Below are 23,848 nucleotides of genomic sequence, written 5' to 3'. Positions count from 1 at the left end.
GTACCCCTACCTCCCCGGGGGTGAGACGGTTCAGCTCGTGGGGGCGGGGGGTGCCACCAGGGAGTCGAAACCCGCTCCGGGCTCAACCCGGGCATCGAGCAGTTCGGCGACCGTCTGCAAGGTGCGATCCCGGTCCTCGACGCGCAGCCGCACCGTGATGCGACGGTTCGCGAGGGCGGTCCCGTCGATGCGCAGCGGCCTGTCGTAGAACCGGTTCAGCTCTGCGATCAGTGCCTGCACAGGAACATCGTCGTATTCGAGGACCCGCATCCGCCATTGGGCGACGCTCTCGACGGGCACCGGCACGACCGCGGCACGCGCCCGATCCGGCTCTGGCGGCAGGACGCTCATTTCACCGGCGCGCAAGCGCATCAGCTCCCGACCGTCTCCCCGGTTGATGATGGCGACGACCCCTTCGCTGACGGACACCTCCATCGCGTCGCCGCGCCGCCGCACATTGAAAGCCGTACCGATTGCCCGGACGTCATAGGCCCCGGCGGAGACCACGAAAGGCCGGTGCGGGTCCTTGCGAACGTAGAAGACAGCCTCGCCGCTATCCATCCTGATCCGCCGACGGTCGTCGAAGTCATACTGCAGGCGACTGTCAACATTGACCGCCATGACACTGCCGTCCGGCAGGGCGCGGGTCTGTTGTTCACCGATACCGGTCCGGACCTCGGTCATAGTCAGTCGGGGCATCAGAACGGCCCCCGTACCGACGGCCACCATGGCGGCGGCAGAGGCTGCGATCATGAAGGCGCGACGGCCGGGCACCGGCCGGGATACGGGCTGAACAGCCTGGGTCTTCAGGACAGCCAGCTCGCCCCAGAGTTCATGCATGGCATCCAGGGCGCGCTGGTTGGTGGCATCAGCGCGCCATCGGTCAAAGGCCTTGCGTTCTTCCAGCGTCGTTGCGCCGCGGCGCATGATCGCAAACCACTGACCGGCTTCCTCACGCGCGCGCTCGTCCCTGATCATCGCGTCCGTCCGTGCCTTGCTGACCCCCCCCCTATAGACGCGCGGAGGGCCTCCACCCCCACCCCGAATCTATCACTCATTCGCGATCAATCTCGCGCGACAGCTGAACCATGGCCAGGCTGATATGTTTCTCGACCGTCTTGGTACTGATGCCGAGCCGGCGAGCGATCTGCAGGTGGGTGAGTTCATCGATCCGGTGCAGGAGAAATACCTCACGTCGACGGCAGGGCATGCTGTCGATGATGGTGAAGGCCCGATGCAGACGCTCGCTGGCGACCAGTTGGCGTTCGGGTCCGCCCCGATCACAGGCGATGTCCGGCGCTTCGGCGGGATTGAACAGCCGCGTGGTCCGCGCCCGGCCGCGCGCGTGATCGACCGCAAGGTTGCGCAGGATGCGACGCAGCAGATGAAGCGGCTTGTGGACCGGGGTCCGGCGTTCGGTCTCGATGGCGCGAAGGGCGGCGTCCTGAAGCAGGTCTTCCGCATCGTTGGGATCGACGCGCGACGTAATCGCCCGCAGCGGACTCCGCCGCTCACTGAAGGCGGTCGTGAGAGTCTCCTCCAGTTCAGAGATCGCCGACTTTCTCACCATACAGTATAGTCCGGTGACAGAACCCGGGGTGTCAAGCGAGCAGCCTGCCGCGGTCCAGGGGGCCCTTGGGGCCGGCGTTGGCCCGGATTTGCAAGGGCAGTCCAACGGCAACTGACCTCCGCCGGACGCCCGCAGCACAGGGCTCGCGAAGCCCGTGTGGCAAGCGCCTGCCAATCAGCCAGGGCTGCTTGGGCTCGTGATTTGAAACTGTTTCGGTGCCGTGGCGGACAGAGAGGGATTCGAACCCTCGGTAGGCTTTCACCTACACACGCTTTCCAAGCGTGCGCGATCGACCACTCCGCCACCTGTCCGTTTCCACGACGTTGCCCGAGGGCCTTCGCAGCACGCCGGAGGTCGATCCGGCGCGAGGCGAGGCTGATAGAACACCCGGACCCCCTCGGCAAGCGGCTCATGAGGCCCCATATGGAAGAATGATCATTCGACCGGCCGCGTCGGATCGGGAAGGCCCGGCCTTCTGACCGTGGCCTGCCAGGGAGTCCCGCCATGCTTTTCCAGAAATCCCACGAAATCCCGACCGCGGCCGAGGCCCTGCCGGGGCGGGCGACGCCCCTGCAGACCGACGAGGTCCATTTCGTAACCGGACGGCCCCTGAAGGGGCCGCATCCTGAAGGGTTCGAGACGGCTATCCTCGGGATGGGCTGCTTCTGGGGCGTGGAGCGGATCTTCTGGCAGCTGCCGGGCGTCTGGGTGACCTCGGTCGGCTACTCGGGCGGGATCACGCCCAATCCGACCTATGAGGAGACCTGTACCGGCCGCACCGGCCATGCCGAGGTGGTGCAGGTGGTCTTCAATCCGAAGGAGATCAGCTACGGCGAACTGCTCAAGGCCTTCTGGGAAAACCACGATCCGACCCAGGGCATGCGCCAGGGCAATGACGTGGGGACCACCTACCGCTCGGCGATCTACTGGCTGACCGACGAACAGCGGGCGGAGGCCGGGGCCTCGCGCGACGCCTACCAGGTGGCGCTGTCGGCGGCCGGGCGCGGGACCATCACCACCGAGATCGCGCCGGCGGGCCCCTACTATTTCGCCGAGGACTATCACCAGGGCTATCTCGCCAAGAATCCGGCCGGCTATTGCGGCATCGGCGGGACGGGCGTCGTCTGCCCGATCGGTGTGGGCGTGGAGGCCTGATCATGGACCGCGCGGGGGTCGGCAAGCTGTGCCTGGCGTTGCCCGGCGCGACGCTGGACCACCCGTTCGGCGACGATCACGACGCCTACAAGGTCGGCGGCAAGATGTTCGCCATTGTCGGGGGCATGGGCGGTCTGTCGTTCAAGGTCTCTGACATCGCCTTCGAGGTGCTGACCGGGGACGGCCGCGCCAAACCAGCACCCTATCTGGCCCGCGCCAAATGGGTGCATCTGGATGATCCGGCCGACTGGCCGGACGCCGATCTGGCCGAACATCTGGCCATCGCCCACGGCATTGTCGCGGCGAAGCTGACGAAGAAGGTGCGGGCCGCGCTCGGCCTCTAGTCGGCGGGCCGCGCCTTCTCTTCCGCGATCCAGCGGTCCATCCGCGCGTCCAGCAGGGCCATCGGCAGGGGGCCGTCGACCAGCAGGGCGTCGTGGAAGCGGCGGATGTCGAAGCGATCGCCCAGTTCGGCCTCCGCCCGGGTGCGGATCGCCCGCAGCCGGATCTCGCCGATCTTGTAGGCCGTGGCCTGGCCCGGCCAGCCGATATAGCGCTGCAGCTCGGTCTCGATGTTCAGCGGGGCGAGGGCCGAGTTATCCCGGAAACAGGCGCGGGCCTGTTCGATGTCCCAGCCGAGCCAGTGGATGCCGGTGTCCGAGACCAGCCGGCAGGCGCGCCACATCTCGTAGCTGAGGCGGCCGAACCGCTCATAGGGCGTGCGGTAGAAGCCCATCTCCTCGCCGAGGAATTCCGAGTAAAGGCCCCAGCCCTCGGTGAAGGCGGTGACGTCGACGCTCTTGCGGAAATAGGGGCCGTCCTCGGCCTCCTGCTGCAGCGCGATCTGGATGTGGTGGCCGGGGGCGGCCTCGTGCAGCGTCAGGGCCGGGAGTTCGTACAGGCCGCGCTGGTTCAGGCTGGAGGTGTTGACCATATAGCCGCCGGCGACGCCGTTCTCGACGGAGCCGGGATTGTAGCGGCCGGTGGTGTAGTTGGCCTCGATCTCGCGCGGCACCGGGCGGACGCCATAGGGCAGGCGGGGCAGGGTTCCGAACAGGGCCGGGAGGCCGTCGTCGGCCCGCTTGGCCATCTCCGACGCCTTCTCCATCAGGTCCTCACGTGTGGTGGTGTAGAACTGGGGATCGGTCCTCAGGAAGTTGAGGAAGCCTGCGAAATCACCGGTCCAGCCGGCGGCCCGCATCTCGACATCCATGCGGGCGCGGATGCGGGTGACCTCTTCCAGACCGATGGCGTGGACCTCGTCGGGCGTCAGGTCGGTCGTGGTGTAGCCGCGCACCAGATAGGCATACATCTCGCGCCCGCCCGGCCGGTGAACCAGGCCCAGGGTCTCGGGCGCGCGGGGCAGATAGTCCTCGCGCAGGAACCGCGCCCACTCGCGCCGCTGAGGCATGATGCTGTCGGCCACGACCCGGGCGGCCCGGGCGCGCAGGGCCGCCTGCTGGGCCGCCGGAATGGAGGCGGGCAGGGTCGCGAACGGCTTGAGAAGCGGGTCGGCGTCCGGGGTCAGCGCCGCCTCCGGCCCGATCAGGGTCAGGGCGTTCTCGACGATGGAGCGCGGCTGGACCAGGCCGGTCTCGAGTCCGCGGCGGGCGTTGGCCAGGGGAGCGGCATAGCTCGCCGGCATGGCCTCAAGCCGGGCGATCCAGGCCTCGGCATCAGCGACGGTGGCGATGCGGGTGACGCTGGCGACATAGGCCAGGTTCTGCCCGGGACCGCCCTCGGAGTTGAAGGCGTCGATCCGGCCGGTGTCGAGCGGGATCCGGGCGATCGAACGCTGAAGCACATAGGTCAGGAAATTGTGGTTGAGCCGGTCATCCTCGCTCAGGCCGGCCGGGTCGATCGCGGCCAGGCGGTCGGCGAATCCCCGGAGCACGGGCTCCTGTGCCACCTCGAAGGCGCGGGAGCTGTCGGGCAGACGCGACAGGGCCGCCCGGTCGCCCTCCATGCCCGCATTGATCGGATCCACGGCGCGGAGATACGTCTCGTAGTCCGCCAGAACGGCAGCGAGGGCGGGGTTCTCGGCATTGCGGACGGCCTCGGCCTGAACCGGTGCAGCGCCGGCGAAAACAGGAGTCGCAGCGGCGGTGAGTACGGCGACGGCGCAGGCAGTGATAACGCGTTTCATGAGGTCCCTCTCCCGGATCGGGCGGGACTGCACCGGAGCGGAGCCGCTGCGTCAACCGCAGAAGGCGAAGAACCGTTCGATATTGGGTGCCGACTCCGGCTGGGGGGCATAGGCCTGCCGCTCCCCGTCCAGCCACAGGGCCAGCCAGCCGACCCGCCGGAAGCGCTGGAACACAGGCGCATCCGCGTCAGCGTCCGCGGTCAGAAACACGCCGTCGTTCAGCTGGGAGGGCTCTGACAGTGCGGGAAACCGCGCCGTCTCGCCGCCCGCTTCAATGTAGATTTCCGGCTTCGCGTCCGGACCGCCGACCGCGCTCAGCGCCAGACGCCCGCTGCCCTGGCTGCAGTCCAGTCCCAGCCGGAGGTCATCGCTCTCTGCCAGACCATAGACCAGCCGGGCCTCGCTTCCGTCGCGATGGTAGAACCAGTCGTGGTCGGCCACCGGCACCGGCGCGCCGGATGACTCAACGCCCGGTGCCGCCTCAGTCGGCGTTTCGACCGTGGCGCAGGCTGCGGCGCCGAGTGCCAGGCCGGCGAGGATGATCAGGGCTGGGGCGCGCATGGACGTCTCCGGCAATCAGCCCGAGCACAGTTCCGCGAACCGGCGCAGCTTGGCAAGATGCGCCGCGGGGATATCGACCGGGCGGCGCTCACCGCCAATGACGATCGCCATCCGCCCATCAACGGCAAAGGCGGCGAATACGGGATGATCCGTTCGCAGCGCCAGTCTGGTGGCACCGGCCCTCGCTGCCGCCGCCTCGGCAACGGCCGAAGATTCACCGGCGGTGACCCGCGCCATGCCGGTCAGGGCCGGGCCGCCGTAAAGGGTCAGACGCGCGACACTGGTGCCGGGATCACATTCCAGGGTCGTGCGAAGATCGGCGGTGTCCGGGACCTCATGCGCGAGAACCACGGGCTCGGCGTCGCTGTAGAGCGTCCAGGTCCAGGCTGACTCTGGCGGCGGGCTTTGCGCGGCCAGGGCCGCTATGACGAACAAGGCGATCATGGCTCAGCCCCCGCTGAAAGGTCCGGCCACTGTTGTGGTCAGACGCGGTCGGAACCGCAATAGGCGAAAAAGTCGCCGATCAGGCGGCGTTCGGCCGGGCTGGCCGACAGTTCGAACGGGCCCGCCTCGGCCTCGACCGCCAATTTGCCGCTTCGGGCCAGTTGTTGCAGCGCCGGATCGCGGACCGAGATCCGGGTCTCGCCGGCCAGGTCGCCGCTGAGGGGATCGATGGCGGAGGTCCTGGACGCCTTGAGCACCCGGGGGCCGGCGGGCTGGACGTCGCCGTAGACGATCGCCTGGGTCTGACCCCGCTCACAGGTCAGCATCAGAGCCAGCTGATCCGAGTTTTCAACGCCATAGGCCAGTTTCGCCAATGAGCCTTCGTGGCTCAGATGCCATCCCATCGGCGCGGCGATGCTCTGAACGTCGAGACTGGTCGCCTGCGACCGGGCGGCGAAGGCGATCAGCCCGAGGGCGGCGACGGCTGGAATAGCGATCTTGAGCATAAGGGAATCTCGCGTCTGGTTGCGAAACGCTACATTCCATTAACGGTTCACGGCCCCGCTTGGACGCATCCCCGCCCGCTCAGGGCTGTGACGAATTTATCGCGCGTTCGACGAACAGCCTTACGCAGCGAGGCCGCGTCGGATCGACAGGGCGGAGCCCTGTGACCGCGGCCCAAACTCAGAACGGGCTGAAGCGCTCGACCAGCGACTGGGCGGCGGGCGTGGCCTGGACGCGGCTGATGTCACCCCGGCCGCCGTAGCTGATGCGGGCCTCGGCGATCTGGGTATGGGCGATGGTGTTGGCCGAGCTGATGTCCTCGGGCCGGACGATCCCGGCGACGGTCAGTTCGCGGACCTCACGGTTGGTGCGCACTTCTTGCCGACCCTGAATGACCAGATTGCCGTTGACCATGACGTCGGTCACGACCGCCGCAATGGTCAGGCTGACCTTTTCGGACCGGTTGACCGAGCCGGAGCCGTTGGAGTTCGACGCGCCCTCGATCCCGACCAGAGTGGCCGGATCGAATCCGCCCGGGAAGGCCTGGCCCAGGCTGTTCTCGAGGCCGAAGAAATTCGTCACGCCGCCGGAGATGTCGTTGGTCCGGCTGCGGGCCGTCGTGTTCTGGGTCTGGGCACGATCGTCAATGTCGATATTGACCGTGAGGATGTCGCCGATCCGACGGGCGCGCTGGTCGCCGAAGAAGGTCCGGGCTCCGGCGCGCCACAGGCTGTTGGCGCTGGCGGCACGGTCAGCGTGCTGCTGTTCGGGCGAGGGGAGGTAGGCCTGGGTGGTCGGGACCAGGGCTGCCGGATAGCCGATCGGTGCCAGTTCCGGACCGCGCACGGCCTCGACGGCGGTGGAGCAGGCCCCGAGGCTGAGGGCGGCGACGGTGACGATCAGGACGGTACGCATGGAACTGTATCCCTCTATCGGGCGGCGAGCTGTTGGGTGGCGCGGACGTCCTGGGCGGCGGGCCCGGCCAGGGCCAGGCCCGGGCCGATGGCGACGGCGTCGATGGTGCGGTTCGACTGGAGGTTTCGAACCGCCAGGCGCTGGCCGACGGCCGCATTGCCCTCGGCGCGACCGGTGATGGTCAGACGGACGCCGCCGACCTCATAGGCGACCTCGACCATGTCATTGCGGGCGATAACGCGCTCGGCCAGGCCCGCGCGTACGGGCTGGGGCCGGGCGGCCACGACAGGCGGAACGGCGTTGGCGACAGAGGCCGAAACGGAAGCCGGGGGGGCGGGCGCGGGCGCGACGGCCGCGTTTCGCACGACCACGCGGCGCAACCCGGACGGATTTGCCCAGTCCAGCCCGGACTGGCGCGCAAGGCTCTGGAGCTGGCCGGCCTCGAACACGATCGAAGGGCCCGCACGGGTGCCGACCACGACATCGGAAGCCGCGCCCGCGCCGTCGAACAGATCGCCAAAGGTCACGCGGCCGTCGCTGTCGACCGGATTGGCTTTCAGCGTGACCGGCCCTGCGACAGCGGCACTGGCAAGCATCAGGGCGGCGACGGCCCCGACGATCAGGGACCTCACGATTTCACCTGCGCGCTGACCGACAGCATCTGGTCAGCGGTGGTGATGACCTTGGAGTTCATCTCATAGGCGCGCTGGGCGATGATCAGGGCGCTGATCTCGGCGACGGCGTCCACGTTCGAGGCTTCCGTATAGCCGTGCAGCAACTGGCCGAAGCCGACATCGCCCGGCGTGCCGACGTTGGCGGCACCGGAAGCGGCGGTCTCCATCAGCAGGTTGTCGCCGATCGCTTCCAGCCCTGCCTCGTTGAAGAAGCTGGCCAGCTCCAGCTGGCCGACGATGGAGGGCTCGGTCGTGCCGGCGGTGATGACCTGGACCTGTCCGGATTTGGAGATGGTGACATCCACCGCGTCCTGCGGGATCGAGATGTTCGGCTGAACCGCATAGCCGTCATCGGTGACCAGCTGGCCCTCGCCATTGAGGGCAAAATTGCCGGCCCGGGTGAAGGCGGTCTCACCCGACGGGAGCAGGACCTGGAAATAGCCGCGGCCGTCGACGGCGACGTCGTAGCGTCCGCCGGTCTGGGTCGGCGAGCCCTGGTCAGTGATACGATAGACGCTGCCGGCCTTCACGCCCGCGCCGATCTGGATGCCGGTCGGGACGACCGTGCCCTGGGCGGAGGACTGCGCGCCCATGCGTTCGACGTTCTGGTACAGCAGGTCCTGGAACTCGGCCCGCTGACGCTTGAAGCCGACGGTGTTCATGTTGGCGATGTTGTTCGAGATGACCTCGACGTTCAGCTGCTGGGCGGCCATGCCCGAGGCTGCGGTTCTGAGCGCACGCATGTCTCAGTCTCCCTTTCTAGGCCCGGCCCAGCCGCTCGACGGCGCGGCGTGACAGGTCGTTGGTGTTCTCGATCATCCGCGTCACGCTCTCGTAGGCGCGCTGGATCTCGATCAGGTTGGTGATCTCAAGGATCGGATTGACGTTGGAGCCTTCCAGCATGCCCTGACGCACCTGGGCGTCGGTCGCCTCGATGGCGGTGGCGTTGGAGGCGTTGCGGTACAGGCCGTCGCCGCCCTTCTCGAGCGCCGCCAGGGCGTCGAAGCGAACGACCGAAAGGCGACCGACCGGATTTCCGTTCTGGCTGATCGTGCCGTCGGCAGCCACGGTGGGCTCGCCCAGTGCGCGGTCCAGAATGATGTCGCCGCCGTCGCCCTGAACGGCCGCGCCGCCCTCGGTGGTCAGGCGGCCTTCGGGGTCAAGGGTGAAGGCACCGTCGCGGGTGTAGGCCTCGCCGGCGCCGTCATCGAGCTTGAAGAACGCGCCTTCGCCCTCGATGGCGAAGTCCAGATTGCGGCCGGTCTGTTCCAGTGAGCCCTGGCCGTAGTCACGGCCGATGCCGTTATCCAGCACGAAGCTGACGCCGGGCCGGACGAAGGCGTTGCGGGCCCGCTCGCCGATCTCGGCGCCGAGCAGCAGTTGTTCGACCTTGAAGCCGGTGGTGTCCGCATTGGCGATGTTGTTGGCCACGATGTCGAGCTCGCGGCGCAGCGTCATCTGGCGTGACAGTCCGACATAGGCGGCGTTTTCCACGGGGCGGCTCCTTTCGGCTTTCCCCTCGCAACGCCCGTGCCAACAGGGTTAATCCAGTGAGGGCGGGCATTTGCCCTGGAATTGCTCCCCGATCACCCGGCAGGATTTGCCGGTTCTTAGCGGCTCGTTAACCAAAAAACGTTCGTATGGACCGAGAGATTCTCGGGGCGTGGTCCATGTTGAAATTCGGCAAGAAGAAAGGCGCGAAGGAGGGCGGCGACGAGGCTGCAAACCTGCCTGCCGTTTCCGATGGGGCCGCCGCCGAAGGCGAGGACGGCGCTGCGCCGAAAAAGAAGAAGCTCCCCCTGCTGTTCATCGTGATCCCCGCCGCCGTGGTGGTGCTGGGCGGCGGTGGAGCCGCGGCCTTCTTCATGATGCAGCCCAAGCCGGCCGCTGCCGAAGAGGGCGAGCATGGCGCGGAGAAGAAGGGCGGCCATGACAAGAAGGCCGAGAAAAAGGGCGGGGGCCACGGCGCGCCCGCCGACGGGCCTGCGGATGCATCTCTGGGCGTGATCGCGGAGGGTCCGGACGGTGTCACCTTCTTCACCTTGCCGGACATGGTGGTGAACATCCAGGCACCGGACGGCCGGCCGACCTTCCTGAAGCTGAAGCTGACCCTCGAGACCCGCGACGCCCATGTGGCCGAGCAGCTCCAGGCCGAGATGCCGCGGATGCAGGACATGTTCCAGGGCTTCCTGCGCGAGCTGCGGCCTGAGGATCTGGCAGGATCAGCCGGCAGCTTCCAGCTGCGCGCCGAGATCCTGCGTCGCGTCAATCTGATCGCGGCGCCGGGCAAGGTGGACGCCGTCCTCATCGAAGAAATGCTGGTGCAGTAGGCATGACCGACGCGGCCTTCGCCGAAAGCGCCGACCCGTTCGGGGAAGAAGCCGGAGCGGAGGAGGCGCGTCCGTCGTCCCTGTCCGAACGCGTCCTCAACCAGGATGAGATCGACAGCCTCCTCGGGTTCGATCTGGGCGATGGCGAAGACGGCGAGCGGACCGGTATTCGGGCCATCATCAACTCGGCGCTGGTCAGCTATGAGCGGCTGCCGATGCTCGAGATCGTCTTTGACCGCCTGGTGCGGTTGATGACGACCTCGCTGCGGAATTTCACCTCCGACAACGTCGAGGTCAGCCTCGATACCATCTCGTCGATCCGGTTCGGCGACTATCTGAACTCCATCCCGCTGCCGGCCATTCTCGCTGTTTTCCGGGCCGAGGAGCTGGACAACTACGGCCTGCTGACGGTCGATTCCAACCTGATCTATTCGATCGTGGATGTGCTGCTGGGCGGCCGTCGCGGCACCGCGGCCCTGCGTATCGAGGGCCGGCCCTATACGACGATCGAACGCGTTCTGGTCCAGCGAATGGTCGAGGTCGTCCTCGCCGACGCCCGGGCCGCGTTCGAGCCGCTGACGCCGGTGCATTTCAGCCTCGACCGGCTGGAGACCAATCCGCGCTTCGCGGCCATCGCCCGCCCCGCCAATGCCGCGATCCTGGTCAAGCTGCGCATCGACATGGAAGACCGCGGCGGCCGCATTGAGCTGCTGCTGCCCTACGCCACGCTCGAGCCCATCCGGAAGATGCTGCTGCAGCAGTTCATGGGTGAGAAATTCGGCCGCGACAACATCTGGGAAGGCCACCTGGCCACCGAGCTCTGGACCACGGAAACCGAGGTCCGCGCGGTTCTGGATGAGCAGCAGGTGCCGCTTTCGAAGGTGCTGGACCTGAAGGTCGGCGACACCCTGATGCTGAACGCAACGCCGGACTCCGACATTTCGGTTCGCTGCGGCTCCATTCCGGTCACGACCGGCAAGATGGGCCGCAAGGGCCAGTATATCGCTGTGCGCGTTGAATCGCCGATCAGCATCGAAACCGCGACCAGTCTCACCAAGGGAAGACGCTGATGACCGGAATGATTCTCGACGGCGTGCTGATGCTGCTGTTGGTGGCCGCGCTCGGCTACGGCGTGCGACTCGAGAAAAAGCTGTCAGCCCTTCGTGCCGGCCAGCAGGCCTTCGCCACCGCCGTGACGGAGCTCAATGCCGCCGCCGGCAGGGCCGAGGCGGCGCTTGCCAGCCTGCGGGCCTCGGGCCAGGAAACCGATCTGCTGCACGACCGCATCGTCAAGGCCCGTGAGGTCAAGGCCCAGCTGGAAGCCCTGATCGCCCGTGCGCCGGACACCACACGCACGCCGCCCCAGGAAGCGCCGAAGCCCGTGCTGGTCGCCGCCCGGCCCCCCGTGGCCGTCGCGGCGGACGATGAGCGGGCCCTGCGCATGGCCGCCCTGGCGGAACGCATCCAGGGCATGACCCCGGCGGCACGCGCCCCGGCACCGGTCGCCGCCATCCTCGGTGCCCTGACAGCCGGCCGCGCCGCTAACCAGGCTGCGAAGCAAAGCCTCAACCAGTCCCGACGCAATCTCGACGAAGACCTCTTCGCCGCCTGAGCATCATCTTTGTAGCCCTGTGGCGAACGCGTTGCGTTCGCCGGTTTGAGGGCTGGAGTCGCCGACCATGAGCAATATCCCCCGCCTGCTGCCCCTGATCGCCGTCGCCATCGGCGGGGTGGTCCTGGTGCGCGCCGTCGGCGTCGCGCCCGGTGTGTTCGAGGGGGCCCGGGCCTGGGCGGAGGAGGTTGCGCCCGCCGGGGCCGCCGCAGCGCCTGTGGCCGCCGCAGCCGCCGTCTGTGCCCTGACACCGGAGCAACTGGCGCAGCAGGCCGGAATTTCGCCGGCCGAACTCCGCATCATCCAGTCGTTGCAGGGCCGTCGGACCGAATTGGATGCGCGGGACGCCGATCTCGCCTCCATGCTGCCGCTGCTGGCGACGGCCGAGCAGAAGCTGGACGCCAAGGTCGCCGCCCTTGAGGCGGTGAAGGCCGAAGTGCGCGTCCTTCTGGGTCAGGTCAGTGAGCAGGAAAAGGCCGAGAATGACCGGCTGGTGGCGGTCTACTCCGCCATGCGTCCCCGCGAGGCTGCGCGCGTCTTCGCCACTCTCGACGACGATGTCCGCCTGCCGGTTGCCGCCGCCATGCGGCCGCGGTCACTGGCCGCGATCATGGCCCAGATGGAGCCCGCCGCCGCACGGAGCCTGACCGAGAAGCTGGCCCGCCGCTTTGAGGCGCGCCAGCAGCTGGCCGCCCGCGCGGCTGCTGCCTCTGCAGCCGCTGCACCCGCGGCCGAGACCGCCGCGCCCGCCGCCACACCCGCGCCGCGTGCGGCGGGGGCAGCGCCCGCGCCGGCCCCGGCTCCGGCAGCTGATGCCCCGGCACCCGCGCCGGCTCGCGCCGCCCGTGCACCGGCCCGTCGCCCGGCGGCCCGTCCTGCGGCCCGCACCCCCGCACCGGCGACCCCGGCTCCGGCTGAGCCCGCCGGCGAGCGGCCCTATGCGGCTCCGGCCGCCGCCACCCCGGCTCCGCCGCGGCAGTCGGTGGAATAGCGCGCCGGTCGTCAGGCCCTATTCGATGTCTTCGTTGAGCAAGCCCACCTGCAGGAAGCCGCTGGCCTGCAGGGCGTTCATGACGGCCATGAACTGGTCGTAAGTGACCTCCGGCTGGGCGCGGACAAATATCCGCTGCTCCCTGCAGTGCTCTCCTCCGGCGGCCGCGCAGACATCGGCCGAAAGGGTCTCCATCGTCGTGGCCCTGTCGGCGATGAAGAGATCGCCAGACCTTTGGATGGTGACGTAGACGGGCTCTTTCGGCTCCGGGATCGTTCCGGGGACGGGCGGCGGCAAATCCAGCTTCAGGGATACGGTCGCCATGGGGGCGGCGACCATGAAGATGATCAGCAGCACGAGCATGATGTCGACGAACGGCGTGACGTTGATGTCCGCGTTCTGCTCAATGGTCCTGCCACCCTGGCCGGCGGGGCCGGAAAGTTGTGCACCCATGACCGGTCTCTCCCGTGGTTGATCGGGACAGTTCCAGCCCTGTCGGCGCCCTTTTCATGGCGGCCACGAGAAAGGCCGCGCCCTGTCGGACGCGGCCTCTGGTCGTTCAGCGCGGCGTGGCGCCTATTCGATGTCTTCGTTCAGCAGGCCGACCTTGAAGTAGCCGTTCTCCTGCAGGGTGTTCATGACTTCCATGAACTGATCGTAGGTCACGTCCGGCTGGGCGCGGACGAAGACGCGTTCCTCGCGGCAGTCGGTGGCGACGGCGAGGGCCGTGCAGACGTCGACGGCGAGGGTTTCGATCGTGGTCTGGCGATCGGCCAGGAAGATCGAGCCGGTTTCCTGGATGGTGATGTACACCGGTTCCTTCGGCTTTTCGTTGTTCGCCGGCGGCGTCGCCGGCGGCAGGTCGAGGCGGATCGAAACCGTGGCCATTGGCGCGGCGACCATGAAGATGATCAGCAGCACCAGCATGATGTCGACGAACGGCGTGACGTTGATGTCCGCGTTCTGCTCGATCGTCTTGCCGCCCTGGCCGGCGGGTCCGGAAAGTTTGGAGCCCATGTGTCACTCTCTCCATCGGGCCCGACGCGATCGCGGCGAGCGCAAGCTATGACGTTCGGTTCGTCTCTTGGCGTCCCGGAACCGCCTTGTAAAGCGGGTTCAGTCCGGTTGGGGTTCCATAGCCCCGGGATTGTTCCAAATACGCCTTTCAGGCGAGCGGATCAGCCCTTCGCAAGCTTCAGGAAGCGATCCTTCAGCGCCGCGTCGGTCTTGAAGACGCCAGTGAACCGGGTGGTGATGGTTGAAACGTGGCGGTGATGCACGCCGCGAGTCGTCATGCACTGGTGTTCGGCGTCGATCATGATGGCGACGCCGGCCGGCTGCAGGTTTGATTCGATGGCTTCGGCGATCAGTTGGGTCAGGGTTTCCTGGGTCTGCAGGCGGCGGGCGAAGATCTCGACCACGCGCGCCAGCTTGGAGATGCCGACGACCTTCTCCTGCGGGATGTAGGCGACATAGGCCTTGCCGAGGAACGGGGCCATGTGGTGCTCGCAGTGGCTCTCCACCTCGATGTCGCGCAGCAGGACCATGTCGTCATAGCCCTGGACGTCCTCGAACGTCCGCGACAGCTCCTTGGCCGGATCGGCGTCATAGCCGTCGAACCACTCGCTATAGGCGTCGACCACCCGCTTGGGCGTGTCGCGCAGGCCCTCGCGATCGGGATCGTCGCCCGCCCAGGCCAGCAGGGTGCGGACGGCCTTGAGGGCCTCCTCGCGGCTCGGACGCCCGGCAGGGGCGCTGTCGCCGACCAGAACCGGCTTGACGGGGATGACGCTCATTCTTGATCTCGACGCTGTTCGCTTGTGCAGCAGGACCGCTATATGGGACGGCGGGTCCGTCCTGCAAGAAAACTGAAAGCTGCCGCCTCACTATGCCGCTGACCATCCACGACACCCTGCACCGCGAAAAGCGTGTGTTCACCCCGCGAGATCCGGACCGGGTGACGCTCTATGTCTGCGGCCCGACGGTTTATGACTATGCCCACATCGGCAATGCGCGCCCGCCGGTGGTGTTCGACGTGCTCGTGCGGCTGCTGCGCCGCCAGTACGGCGCTGACCAGGTGATCTACGCCCGCAACGTCACCGACGTGGATGACAAGATCAATGCGAAGGCAGCCCGCGAGGGCACGCCGATCGGCGAGGTCACCGCCCGCTACGAGGCCGCCTATCTGGAGGACATGAGCCGGCTGAACGTCTCGCCGCCGGACATCGCGCCCCACGTCACCGACCATATGGACGCGATCGTGAAACAGATCGGCGCGATCATGGACCAGGGCTGCGCCTATGCCGCCGAGGGCCATGTGCTGTTCGATGTCTCGTCCTATGAGACCTACGGCCGCCTGTCGGGCCGCAACCTCGACGACATGATCGCCGGGGCCCGCGTCGAGGTCGCGCCCTACAAGAAGAATCCGCACGACTTCGTGCTGTGGAAGCCTTCGAAAGAGGGCGAGCCGTCCTGGCCGTCGCCCTGGGGCGCGGGGCGTCCGGGCTGGCATATCGAATGCTCAGCCATGATCGAGGAGACGCTGGGCCTGCCGATCGACATCCACGGCGGCGGCATCGACCTGGTGTTTCCGCACCATGAGAACGAGATCGCCCAGGGCGTCTGCGCCCACGGCCACGCCCATTCGCCGGACGCCCACGCGGAGTACAGCCGCTACTGGATGCACAATGGCTTCCTGACGGTCGACGCCGAGAAGATGTCCAAGTCGATCGGCAACGTCCTGCTGCTGCACGATCTGGTGAAGGCGATGCCGGGGGAGGTGGTGCGCTGGGCCCTCCTGAGCGCCCACTATCGCCAGCCGCTGGACTGGAACCAGGCGTTGCTGGACCAGAGCCGCAAGGCGCTGGACCGGCTTTACGGCGCGCTGCATCGCGCCGCCGGGGTCGAGGCCAACGGCGACGAGCCGCCCGAGGACTTCCTCAAGGCGATCGAGGACGACATCAACACGCCGGGCGCCATGGCGAGCCTGTTCGCCCTGTCCAGCGAGATCGAGCGCGCCATGACCGCGGGCGACCACGGCGTCGTGGCCCGCGCCAAGGGCGAACTGGTCGCGGCCGGGGCGATCCTCGGCGTGCTTCAGGCCAATCCGGCGGAATGGCTGGAAGGGGAGGTGTCCAGCGATCTCCGGACGGAGGTCGAAGGCCTTCTGGAACAGCGCGCCACGGCCCGTGCGGCCAAGGACTGGCCCGAGGCGGACCGCATTCGCGACCGGCTCAATGCGCTGAACGTCGTGGTCATGGACGGGCCCCAGGGCGCGACCTGGCGGGTGAAGACCTGACGTCCGTCAGGTAATCCGCTTGGCGGACACCGGGTCGCTGGCGGGGAAGGTCTCTTCGAGGCCTTCGTCCAGCAGGGCCTCCTGACGGTCTTCAGAATCCCGGGCGGCCTCGCGCAGCTGGTCCGGCTTGCCGGTTTCGCGCGCGGCCTTGCGGGCGTGCGGGGTCTCGGGATCGCAGTCGTCGCGCGGGGACGGCGGGGTGTGGTCGGTGTGAGCCGTCATGTCGCCCTCCTTATTTTGCGGTGTGATCGTCATTGCCGTCGGGGCCGTAGCCGAGGTCGGCGATGTCATCGTCTGAAAGGGTCTTGGCTTCCCAGTGGGCCGCGCTGGCCTGGGCACCGCGGGCATTGCGCATGAGGCCGGAATAGACGAGCTCGACCTCGTCCGGGCCGCGTCCGCCGGCGCTCTCGCCGTCGATCTCGGTCAGGCGTTCGCCTTCCACGCCCAGCAGGGCGTCGGCCTCAGCCTCGATGCCGGACGCGCCCTGAACCTCGTCCAGATCGTCCACGGCGTCTTCGTCGAACGGCTCTTCGTCCGCATCGCCGGCCATCTGGGTGACGTCCAGAACCAGCTCGGCTTCATCCGGCAGGATGTCGCCATCGCCCTCATCGTCGATGTGGGTCTCGTCATAGACCTCGGACTGGGCCTGGTCGTCTGAATAGCCGTCGATCCCGGGCATGGTGTCGTCTCCTGCTGGAAGAGCAACGCCCGGTGCCTGTCCGATGTTCCGCACAGCCGCTCGCGTCGGCGACGCCGCACAATAGATGGTTAACCACGTTCATTTAGGCTGCGTTTGGTCCCGGCTTCCTATCGTCGTCGGGAGCCTGTCAGGAGACGCTCTCTCAAATGCCGCTCAAGCTTTCTTTGAAGCCCGGCGAGAAATTCGTCCTCAACGGCGCCGTCGTCCAGAACGGCGACCGCCGCGGCGTGCTGATTCTGCAGAACAAGGCGTCGGTGCTGCGCGAGAAGGACATTCTCCAGCCCGAGGACGCCAACACCCCGGCCAAGCGCGTCTATTTCCCGGTCATGATGATGTACCTGGACGAGACGGCGGCGGGTAAGGTCTATGACGAGTTCGCCCTGCGGCTGAGCGAGTTCATGGGGGCGTCCCGCAATCCCGAAATTCTGGCCGCCTGCGTGGCGGCTTCCCGCCATGTGATGGCACGCGAATACTACAAGGCGCTGATGGCGGCGCGTAAACTCGTTGAATATGAAGAAGGTCTGGCGAATGTCGCTGCAGGCGTACAAGACCGCAGCCTCGAGGGCTGAAACTCCGCGTGAGACGGAGTATCGGCTTTTCGGGCAGGTCACCCGGGCTCTGATGCAGGCCTCGGCGCTCGACCCGTCGGAAATCGCCGCGCGGATCGATGCCCTGGACTGGAACCGCCGGCTGTGGTCGGCCCTGGCGACAGACTGCTCCGACCCGAACAACAGCATGAATGCGGGCCTGAAGGCCCAGATCATCTCGATCAGCCTGTTCGTCAGCCGTCATTCGTCGGCGATCATGCGTGGCGAGGATGATTTTGAAGCCCTGATCGACATCAACCGGATGATCATGCAGGGCCTTGCGGGGCCGGGCGCGCAAGAGGCGGCCTGATCCGTCCGGGGGCGGCGCCTCCGCCTCAGCCGCCGAACAGACCCGTCAGCCAGGCCCAGGCATCCGGCAGCAGGCCGTTGAGCCAGGCCCAGAAGGGCAGCAGATAGGGCGACACCCAGGTCCAGGCCAGCCAGAAGATCAGGGCCGCGACGCCGATCAGGGCGATCGCGCTCCAGCCGATCAGGATGGCCAGGCCGTCCCTCTGCAACAGGCCGAAGCCGAAGGTCGAGATGATCAGCGCCGGCACAAGGTTCCCGCCCCACAGGGGCAGGACCAGAATGACCGCCAGCAGGACGGTGGCGATGCCGATCAGCACCTCCGAAACCTCGCTGGTCATCACCTCGAGGCGCGGTTTCGACAGCCGCTCCATCTTCCGGAGGCGCGGGAGGACCCGGGCCACGCCCGCCCGGTAGGTCTCGCGCTCGATCCAGCGGCTCAGGGCCCAGCGCGGCAGCCAGAGCTGGTCGCGGCGGATGACCAGCTGCACGCCCATCAGGAGGAGCGGGGCACCGAGGATGGTGGTCGTTCCGGGAATGATGCCGATCGCGACGCTCAACAGGCCGAAGAACAGCATGAGGGCGCCGAAGCCGCGCTCGCCGAACGCGTTGACCAACTCGCCGAGGTACAGTCTCGGGTCGTCCTTGACGCCGATGTCCTCGATCACCTGCGAGAAGGGCCGGGTGTCGCTCTGATAATCGTAGTCAGGCATCGGCGACGGTGCGTCCGGTCAAGGGTGACTTGATCTAGGCATGAGGATAGCCCGGCGCCACTTAACAATCGTCAATCCTCGGCACCCCGAGCGACCCGCTCAGGCTTTGACGTGCTCCGGCTTGCCCTTGTGGCTGGTGTGGGCAGGCTTCTTCCGTGGAGGCGCAACCGATGAACCCGGGCACCGGTTCCTAGGACAGCCGGGTGGCCAGCCATTCGCTGGCAAAATATCGACGCTCGTTAAATGTCAGCTGGGCGTCTTCCTGCAAAGCCGCAGCCGCCAGGCCGGGCAAGTCTGCGCAGAATGCTTCGTACATGGTCCAGATAGCGGCCGCGCCCGGAACGCGCTCATGACGCTGAACCTGATGAGATAGCCAGTCTCGCGTCCCGTCGGACGCCTGCCTCGGATCGCAGTTGTGCGCCCGGATGTCCTGCCCCGCTATATCAGACAGAGCTCTCTGGTAACGAAATGGCTCGCTATCGAAGATGGTGCACGCCTTCCGCCCGACCCAGCCCTCGGCAAAACGACACGCGCCGAGGAAGACGCCGAGTTCGAAGGGCATATTGAAGCGCGGTACCCCGTCATCCAGTCCCATGAAGGAAATGTCGTGGATGCCGAGCCGGCAATCCCGGATGAGACTGGTGATCTTGTCCATCCTGACCTGACCAGCATCATCAAACTCGCGGGCGCAGCGCGGAGCAAAACCGCAGGCCTGGACCGAAAAAACGATGGCGTTGAAAATGTCGCGACGGTCAGCGCTGAATGGTGCGTTGATGAACACCGATTTCCGGTATCCATTCGGGGCGCGAGACAACCGCAGAGCCCTATTTCTTCTTGTTCAGAGCGTCTGCCAGCTTGCCTTCCCGAACACGTGCCGGGGGTGCGAACTCGACAACGCGAAAACCCTTGCCAGTGGTCGTTTGTCCGATGGGAGCGGTGAAGCGACCCGTTGCAGAGCTTCGCTTCACCCAACCCGAATAGTGTCCGGCGGACTTCGTCATGACCCTCAATGTAACACCGAACGGCCGGCTGGGAAGAGTCAGCTGCCCAGCAATTCCCGCCCGATCAGGAAGCGCCGGATCTCGTTCGTCCCGGCGCCGATGTCGTAGAGTTTGGCGTCGCGGACCAGCCGTTCGACCGGCCACTCCTTCGTATAGCCGGCACCGCCGAGGGCCTGGACGGCCTCGAGGCTGACCTTCACCGCATTCTCGGACGCCAGCAGGATGGCGCCGGCGGCGTCGTAGCGGGTGGTCTTGCCCTGGTCGCAGGCGCGGGCCACGGCATAGACATAGGCGCGGGCGCTGTTCAGGGCGACGTACATGTCGGCGACCTTGGCCTGCATCAGTTGGAAGCTGCCGATGGCCTTGCCGAACTGTTTGCGCTCGCGGACGTAGGGCAGCACCACGTCGAGCGCGGCCTGCATGATGCCCAGAGGGCCGGCCGCCAGCACGGCGCGCTCATAGTCGAGGCCGCTCATCAACACGCCGGCACCGCCGCCGACCGGGCCCATGACGTTCTCTTCCGGGACCTCGCAGTCCTCGAACACCAGTTCGGCGGTGTCCGAGCCGCGCATGCCCATCTTGTCCAGCTTCTTCGAGACGCTGAAGCCCTTCATGCCCTTCTCGATCAGGAAGGCGGTGACGCCGCCGTTGCCTTCGCCGGTGCGGGCGTAGACCACCAGGGTCTCGGCGTGCGGGGCGTTGGTGATCCAGAATTTGGTGCCGTTCAGGACATAGCGGTCACCTTCCTTGCGGGCCTGGGTGCGCATCGACATGACGTCGGAGCCCGAACCGGCCTCGGACATGGCGAGCGAGCCGACGTGCTCGCCGGAGATCAGTTTGGGCAGGTATTTCTGCTTCTGCGCCTCGGTGCCCCAGCGGCGGATCTGGTTGACGCACAGGTTGGAGTGGGCCCCGTAGGCGAGACCGATCGAGGCGGAGGCGCGGGACACCTCTTCCATGGCCACGACGTGTTCGAGATAGCCGAGGCCGAGGCCGCCGTACTCTTCCTCGACGGTGACGCCGTGCAGGCCCAGTTCGCCCATCTCGGGCCAGAGCTCGCGCTTGAAGGCGTTGGTCTCGTCGATCTCGGCGGCCAGGGGGGCCAGACGGTCGGTCGCCCAGCGGGCGGTGGTCTCGCGGATCATGTCGGCGTTTTCGCCGAGGCCGAATTCCATCGATTGGGGGGCGTTGGGAATGCTCATAAGGGCGGGGTTAGCACCGCCCGCCCTCGCCGGAAAGTCAGTCCGGCTTGCCCCAGCGCACATAGAGGTGCCAGGACGACACGCCGACGCAGATGATGCCGATCAGGGCAAGGACCCAGCCGAGGACGGTGGTCTCACCCATGTCGGAGGGCTGTTCGATCGACAGCCGGAAGGCGGCGGCCGAAGCAGCGCAGGCCGCCAGTCCAGTGACGCCCATGATCAGAAAGGCGCCGGTCTCGCTCCAGTCGAAGCGGCGCGGGCCGGCCGGTTCGACCTCGTGGCGCAGCACCGACAGGGTGGGCTCGTCCTCGAAGAGGACGGTTTCCTCGTCCACGGGCGCTGGGGCCCGCTGATCCGACGGCCAGACGGGGCGTTCGGGCTCGACGAAATCGGCCTCGGTGGCGGGCGTCAGGACCAGTTCCGGGTCCATCGCCGGGAAGGGCGAGGCGATCGGCGCGGCGGAGACCAGTGGTGTAACGGGCGTGGGCTCCGTGACCGGCTCCGGGTCGGGCTGGGGCTCCGGCTCCGGCTCGGGCGCGGGTTCCGGCTCGGGCTCGGGTTCGGGTTCGTGCCTGGGCTCGGGGGCCGGCTCAGGCTGGGGCTCTGGCTCGGGTGCCGCGGTTGGCGTTTCAAAGGTGAAGACCGGCTGCAGCACCGGTGCCGCGACGGGCTCGGCCTGCGCGAAGCCGGGGAGGGGGCCGATGATGGCGGCGGCGTAGGGCGAGTAGCGGCTCAGATTGACCCGCGTCACCGCATCCACCGACTGGAACGCCGGGGCGTCCGCGGCGGGCGTCGCCGGGGCCTCGGCAGGTTCGGGATCAGCGGGTTCGGGTGCCGGCGGCGGTGTGGCCTCGGGCAGGACGGACGCTTCCCCCAGCAGGGTGGCCAGGGCCGCGGCCCGCGCGTCAGGCGCGGTTGCCTCGGCCTCGGGCTCGGGTTCGGGGGGCCGGGGCGCGACGGCAGCCTCGACCGGCGGCGGCGGGAGGGGCGCGGCCAGCAGCTCGGCCAGGGTGACGGCGGAGGCCGGATCGGCGACAAACAGGGCGCGCTCGGCAGCCCGGCGGCGCAGGCGGGCGTCGGCGGAGGCGTCTTCGGGCCAGCCGATCAGCGCGTCGGCGGCCTGGCCGGCATGGCCCTCATTGAGCCTTTGCAGGACATCGGAGGCGAGGAAGCGGTCGACGCCGACGGAGACGGCGAAACTGGCCAGGGCGTCGAACTGGTGCTGGTTCAGCGCGCTGTGAACCTGTTCGTTCAGCGCCTTCACCACCGGCATCAGATCGTATTGCAACAGGAGCTCGGCATCGGCCTCGGCGACGGTCAGGCCCTCGCGGGCTGAGGCGGTGTGGCCGTAGCCGATGATCCAGCGGCCGTCCTCGTCCTGTACGGCGCGCGGACGGAAGCCCTCAAAGCTCTTGATGAGGACTATCCCCTCGCGGGAGACCTTCAGACGGGGCGTGGGCGTTTCGGACACGGATTGACCCAAATCGAGACGGGCGCGCTCGCCCGATCAGAGAGCCAGCAAGGGACGCGCCGTTCTACAGCAGGACGAGGGTGGCGAGACCGAGGAAGATCAAAAAGCCGAAGAAGTCCGTCGTCGCCGTCACGAAGACGGCGGAGGATACGGCCGGGTCAAACTTCAGCCGGGACAGGGTCAGGGGGGTCAGGACACCGACCGTGGCGGCCACCAGCAGGTTCAGCACCATGGCCATGCCGATCACGGCGCCGATGCGCCAGTCCCGGAACCACAGGCCGGCGGCCGTCCCGATCAGGGGGGCCAGCACGAGACCGTTGGCGAGACCGACGGCCAGCTCGCGGCGGAAGGTGCGGGCCGCGTTGGAACTGTTCAGCTCGCGCGTCGCCAGGGCGCGCACCGTCACGGTCAGGGCCTGGGTACCGGCATTGCCCCCGATGGCCGAGACGATGGGCAGGAGGATCACCAGCGCCACGATCTGGGCGATGGTGACCTCGAACCAGGAGATGACGATCGAGCCGAGCACCGCCGTACCGAGGTTGATCGCCAGCCACGGCACGCGGCCGCGCACGATCTCGGACACGGACGAGCCGCGGTCCTCATCCGAGACGCCGGCGAGGCGCAGGATGTCCTCGCGGTTCTCTTCCTGGATGATGTTGACGATGTCATCGACGGTAATCTGACCGACCAGCCGGCCTGCCGCGTCGACGACGGGGGCCGAGATCAGGTGATATTTCTCGAAGATGTAGGCGACTTCTTCCTGGTCCTGGTCGACAGCGATCGCATTGATCGGCTCCATGATGTCGACGAGGGCGATCGAGCGGGCCGCGCGGAGCAGGCCGCTGACGGGCAGGCCGCCGACCGGCTTGTTCAGCGGATCGACGATATAGATGTCGAAGAACAGCTCGGGCAGATCTTCGCCCTGTTTGCGGATGTGGTCGATGGTGTCACCGACGTTCCAGAACGACGGCGCGGCCATCACCTCGCGCTGCATCAGGCGACCGGCGGAATCCTCGTCATAGCGCAGCGAGTTCTCGATCGCGGCGCGGTCGACCTCGGGCATGGCCGCCAGCACCTTCTCGCGCTGGTCGTCCTCCAGATCCTCGACCACCAGGGCAGCGTCGTCGGAGTCCAGCTCCTGCAGCGCCTCGGCCAGGGTCAGGTGCGGGACGCGCTCGAGCACTTCCTCGCGGATGTTGTCGTCCAGCTCCGGCAGGGTCTCGGCCAGCAGGTCGGGCGGCATCCACAGCACGACGACCGCACGGTGCTCGGCGGTCAGGAAGCCCATCAGGTCGGCGACGTCGGCGGGGTGCAGGTCTTCCAGCAGCGAACGGAGCTTCAGCCCGTCGCCGGAGTCGGAGGCGTCGACGACCTTCTCGACGAAATGCGCGGTGAGGACATAGTCCTCATCCAGTGCCACGTGCTCGATTTCAGTCTGGGAGGCGACGGGCAGGGGGGCGTCTGCGAACTTGCTCACGCTTGGCCCCCCTGTTTTCAGATCAGCTGTTCGCCGATGTTTCGCCCTGTCAAATCAGATGGTGCGGTCGAGAAGACTCGAACTTCCACTCCGGTTAGGGAACAGCGACCTCAACGCTGCGCGTCTACCAATTCCGCCACGACCGCTCGCATCGGAGGGGGGCTGATAGCGGAGGTCGGCGTGGAAGGGAA

The 23,848-nt window shown here is 67.4% G+C and carries 29 protein-coding genes and 2 tRNA genes; 9 read left to right on the top strand and 22 right to left on the bottom strand.

Going from position 1 to position 23,848, the window contains the following annotated elements; translation table 11 throughout:
* Window positions 1–30: 30 nt before the first annotated feature.
* The 3 genes from KB221_11430 to KB221_11420 all read right to left on the bottom strand — a co-directional run bounded on the left by KB221_11430 (window position 31) and on the right by KB221_11420 (window position 1,881).
* On the bottom strand, window positions 31–978 hold the full coding sequence (locus KB221_11430) for a FecR domain-containing protein (protein WIY68690.1): 948 nt from the start codon (window positions 976–978) through the stop codon (window positions 31–33).
* A 76-nt stretch (window positions 979–1,054) separates the two neighbouring features.
* Window positions 1,055–1,570, bottom strand: coding sequence for an RNA polymerase sigma factor (locus KB221_11425; GenBank protein ID WIY68689.1), 516 nt, complete (start codon window positions 1,568–1,570; stop codon window positions 1,055–1,057).
* A 221-nt stretch (window positions 1,571–1,791) separates the two neighbouring features.
* Window positions 1,792–1,881: transfer RNA gene (locus KB221_11420), tRNA-Ser, on the bottom strand.
* Window positions 1,882–2,074: 193 nt separating this feature from the next.
* Between KB221_11420 and msrA the strand changes: the two genes are divergently transcribed.
* Both msrA and KB221_11410 read left to right on the top strand, forming a co-directional pair.
* Window positions 2,075–2,725 (top strand): peptide-methionine (S)-S-oxide reductase MsrA, encoded by a 651-nt coding sequence (gene msrA, locus KB221_11415; protein WIY68688.1) that lies wholly within the window; start codon window positions 2,075–2,077, stop codon window positions 2,723–2,725.
* Window positions 2,726–2,727: 2 nt separating this feature from the next.
* A complete protein-coding gene (locus tag KB221_11410) occupies window positions 2,728–3,069 on the top strand; it encodes an MmcQ/YjbR family DNA-binding protein (protein ID WIY68687.1) in 342 nt (113 codons plus the stop codon).
* Here the strand turns inward: KB221_11410 and KB221_11405 are convergent.
* The 8 genes from KB221_11405 to flgF form a co-directional block, all read right to left on the bottom strand.
* Window positions 3,066–4,871 carry a DUF885 family protein gene (locus KB221_11405; protein WIY68686.1) on the bottom strand — a complete coding sequence of 602 codons (1,806 nt, stop codon included), beginning with the start codon at window positions 4,869–4,871 and terminating at the stop codon, window positions 3,066–3,068. The two genes, KB221_11410 and KB221_11405, sit on opposite strands and share 4 nt — an antisense overlap.
* A 51-nt stretch (window positions 4,872–4,922) precedes the next feature.
* The gene (locus KB221_11400; GenBank protein WIY68685.1) at window positions 4,923–5,432 is read right to left on the bottom strand and encodes a hypothetical protein; all 510 of its coding nucleotides are present in this window, start codon (window positions 5,430–5,432) and stop codon (window positions 4,923–4,925) included.
* A gap of 15 nt (window positions 5,433–5,447) precedes the next feature.
* Entirely contained in the window at window positions 5,448–5,876 is a 429-nt protein-coding gene (locus KB221_11395; protein ID WIY68684.1) for a hypothetical protein, read from the bottom strand.
* A 38-nt stretch (window positions 5,877–5,914) separates the two neighbouring features.
* Entirely contained in the window at window positions 5,915–6,382 is a 468-nt protein-coding gene (locus KB221_11390) for a hypothetical protein (protein WIY68683.1), read from the bottom strand.
* Window positions 6,383–6,560: 178 nt separating this feature from the next.
* Entirely contained in the window at window positions 6,561–7,295 is a 735-nt protein-coding gene (gene flgH / locus KB221_11385; protein WIY68682.1) for a flagellar basal body L-ring protein FlgH, read from the bottom strand.
* A 14-nt stretch (window positions 7,296–7,309) separates the two neighbouring features.
* Window positions 7,310–7,927 (bottom strand): flagella basal body P-ring formation protein FlgA, encoded by a 618-nt coding sequence (locus KB221_11380; protein ID WIY68681.1) that lies wholly within the window; start codon window positions 7,925–7,927, stop codon window positions 7,310–7,312.
* Window positions 7,924–8,712, bottom strand: coding sequence for a flagellar basal-body rod protein FlgG (flgG, locus tag KB221_11375; protein ID WIY68680.1), 789 nt, complete (start codon window positions 8,710–8,712; stop codon window positions 7,924–7,926). The genes KB221_11380 and flgG overlap by 4 nt, the downstream gene beginning before the upstream one ends.
* A gap of 16 nt (window positions 8,713–8,728) precedes the next feature.
* Window positions 8,729–9,463: a flagellar basal-body rod protein FlgF gene (gene flgF, locus KB221_11370; protein ID WIY68679.1), complete on the bottom strand. Its 735-nt coding sequence runs from the start codon at window positions 9,461–9,463 to the stop codon at window positions 8,729–8,731.
* 176 nt (window positions 9,464–9,639) lie between these two features.
* On the opposite strand from flgF, the gene KB221_11365 reads away from it, so the two are divergent.
* The 4 genes from KB221_11365 to KB221_11350 all read left to right on the top strand — a co-directional run bounded on the left by KB221_11365 (window position 9,640) and on the right by KB221_11350 (window position 12,902).
* On the top strand, window positions 9,640–10,299 hold the full coding sequence (locus KB221_11365) for a flagellar basal body-associated FliL family protein (protein ID WIY70916.1): 660 nt from the start codon (window positions 9,640–9,642) through the stop codon (window positions 10,297–10,299).
* Between the two features lie 2 nt (window positions 10,300–10,301).
* Entirely contained in the window at window positions 10,302–11,369 is a 1,068-nt protein-coding gene (gene fliM / locus KB221_11360; protein WIY68678.1) for a flagellar motor switch protein FliM, read from the top strand.
* The gene (locus tag KB221_11355; protein ID WIY68677.1) at window positions 11,369–11,911 is read left to right on the top strand and encodes a DUF6468 domain-containing protein; all 543 of its coding nucleotides are present in this window, start codon (window positions 11,369–11,371) and stop codon (window positions 11,909–11,911) included. Before fliM ends, KB221_11355 begins: the two co-directional genes overlap by 1 nt.
* 67 nt (window positions 11,912–11,978) lie before the next feature.
* Complete coding sequence (locus tag KB221_11350; GenBank protein WIY68676.1) at window positions 11,979–12,902, top strand: hypothetical protein; 924 nt, start codon at window positions 11,979–11,981, stop codon at window positions 12,900–12,902.
* 18 nt (window positions 12,903–12,920) lie between these two features.
* Here KB221_11350 and KB221_11345 read toward each other — a convergent pair whose 3' ends face one another.
* The 3 genes from KB221_11345 to folE form a co-directional block, all read right to left on the bottom strand.
* Window positions 12,921–13,355: a biopolymer transporter ExbD gene (locus KB221_11345; GenBank protein ID WIY68675.1), complete on the bottom strand. Its 435-nt coding sequence runs from the start codon at window positions 13,353–13,355 to the stop codon at window positions 12,921–12,923.
* A gap of 123 nt (window positions 13,356–13,478) precedes the next feature.
* On the bottom strand, window positions 13,479–13,919 hold the full coding sequence (locus KB221_11340) for a biopolymer transporter ExbD (protein ID WIY68674.1): 441 nt from the start codon (window positions 13,917–13,919) through the stop codon (window positions 13,479–13,481).
* A gap of 161 nt (window positions 13,920–14,080) precedes the next feature.
* Window positions 14,081–14,698: a GTP cyclohydrolase I FolE gene (folE, locus tag KB221_11335; protein ID WIY68673.1), complete on the bottom strand. Its 618-nt coding sequence runs from the start codon at window positions 14,696–14,698 to the stop codon at window positions 14,081–14,083.
* A gap of 92 nt (window positions 14,699–14,790) precedes the next feature.
* On the opposite strand from folE, the gene cysS reads away from it, so the two are divergent.
* Window positions 14,791–16,200 carry a cysteine--tRNA ligase gene (gene cysS, locus KB221_11330; protein WIY68672.1) on the top strand — a complete coding sequence of 470 codons (1,410 nt, stop codon included), beginning with the start codon at window positions 14,791–14,793 and terminating at the stop codon, window positions 16,198–16,200.
* A gap of 6 nt (window positions 16,201–16,206) precedes the next feature.
* On the opposite strand, the gene KB221_11325 is transcribed toward cysS, so the two are convergent.
* Together KB221_11325 and KB221_11320 are read right to left on the bottom strand one after the other, a co-directional pair.
* Window positions 16,207–16,422, bottom strand: a complete 216-nt coding sequence (locus KB221_11325) for a hypothetical protein (protein ID WIY68671.1) — start codon at window positions 16,420–16,422, stop codon at window positions 16,207–16,209.
* A gap of 10 nt (window positions 16,423–16,432) precedes the next feature.
* Window positions 16,433–16,879: a hypothetical protein gene (locus tag KB221_11320; GenBank protein ID WIY68670.1), complete on the bottom strand. Its 447-nt coding sequence runs from the start codon at window positions 16,877–16,879 to the stop codon at window positions 16,433–16,435.
* A gap of 167 nt (window positions 16,880–17,046) precedes the next feature.
* Here KB221_11320 and flbT point away from each other — a divergent pair, with 167 nt between their 5' ends.
* A complete protein-coding gene (flbT, locus tag KB221_11315; GenBank protein ID WIY68669.1) occupies window positions 17,047–17,469 on the top strand; it encodes a flagellar biosynthesis repressor FlbT in 423 nt (140 codons plus the stop codon).
* A complete protein-coding gene (flaF, locus tag KB221_11310) occupies window positions 17,429–17,797 on the top strand; it encodes a flagellar biosynthesis regulator FlaF (protein WIY68668.1) in 369 nt (122 codons plus the stop codon). Before flbT ends, flaF begins: the two co-directional genes overlap by 41 nt.
* A 25-nt stretch (window positions 17,798–17,822) precedes the next feature.
* Here the strand turns inward: flaF and KB221_11305 are convergent, their stop codons facing one another.
* The 6 genes from KB221_11305 to KB221_11280 form a co-directional block, all read right to left on the bottom strand.
* Window positions 17,823–18,506: an exopolysaccharide biosynthesis protein gene (locus KB221_11305; GenBank protein ID WIY68667.1), complete on the bottom strand. Its 684-nt coding sequence runs from the start codon at window positions 18,504–18,506 to the stop codon at window positions 17,823–17,825.
* A gap of 190 nt (window positions 18,507–18,696) precedes the next feature.
* Entirely contained in the window at window positions 18,697–19,287 is a 591-nt protein-coding gene (locus KB221_11300; protein WIY68666.1) for a hypothetical protein, read from the bottom strand.
* Between the two features lie 258 nt (window positions 19,288–19,545).
* Window positions 19,546–20,709, bottom strand: coding sequence for an isovaleryl-CoA dehydrogenase (locus KB221_11295; protein WIY68665.1), 1,164 nt, complete (start codon window positions 20,707–20,709; stop codon window positions 19,546–19,548).
* A 37-nt stretch (window positions 20,710–20,746) separates the two neighbouring features.
* Window positions 20,747–22,180 carry a lysozyme gene (locus tag KB221_11290; protein WIY68664.1) on the bottom strand — a complete coding sequence of 478 codons (1,434 nt, stop codon included), beginning with the start codon at window positions 22,178–22,180 and terminating at the stop codon, window positions 20,747–20,749.
* A 64-nt stretch (window positions 22,181–22,244) separates the two neighbouring features.
* Window positions 22,245–23,657, bottom strand: a complete 1,413-nt coding sequence (mgtE, locus tag KB221_11285) for a magnesium transporter (protein ID WIY68663.1) — start codon at window positions 23,655–23,657, stop codon at window positions 22,245–22,247.
* 59 nt (window positions 23,658–23,716) lie between these two features.
* Window positions 23,717–23,803: transfer RNA gene (locus tag KB221_11280), tRNA-Leu, on the bottom strand.
* Window positions 23,804–23,848: the final 45 nt, after the last annotated feature.

It is taken from the genome of Aquidulcibacter paucihalophilus (genome assembly GCA_030285985.1).
GTDB lineage: Bacteria > Pseudomonadota > Alphaproteobacteria > Caulobacterales > Caulobacteraceae > Brevundimonas.
The sequence above is the reverse complement of the archived record's forward strand: the minus strand, read 5'-3'. Positions and strand labels throughout refer to the sequence as shown.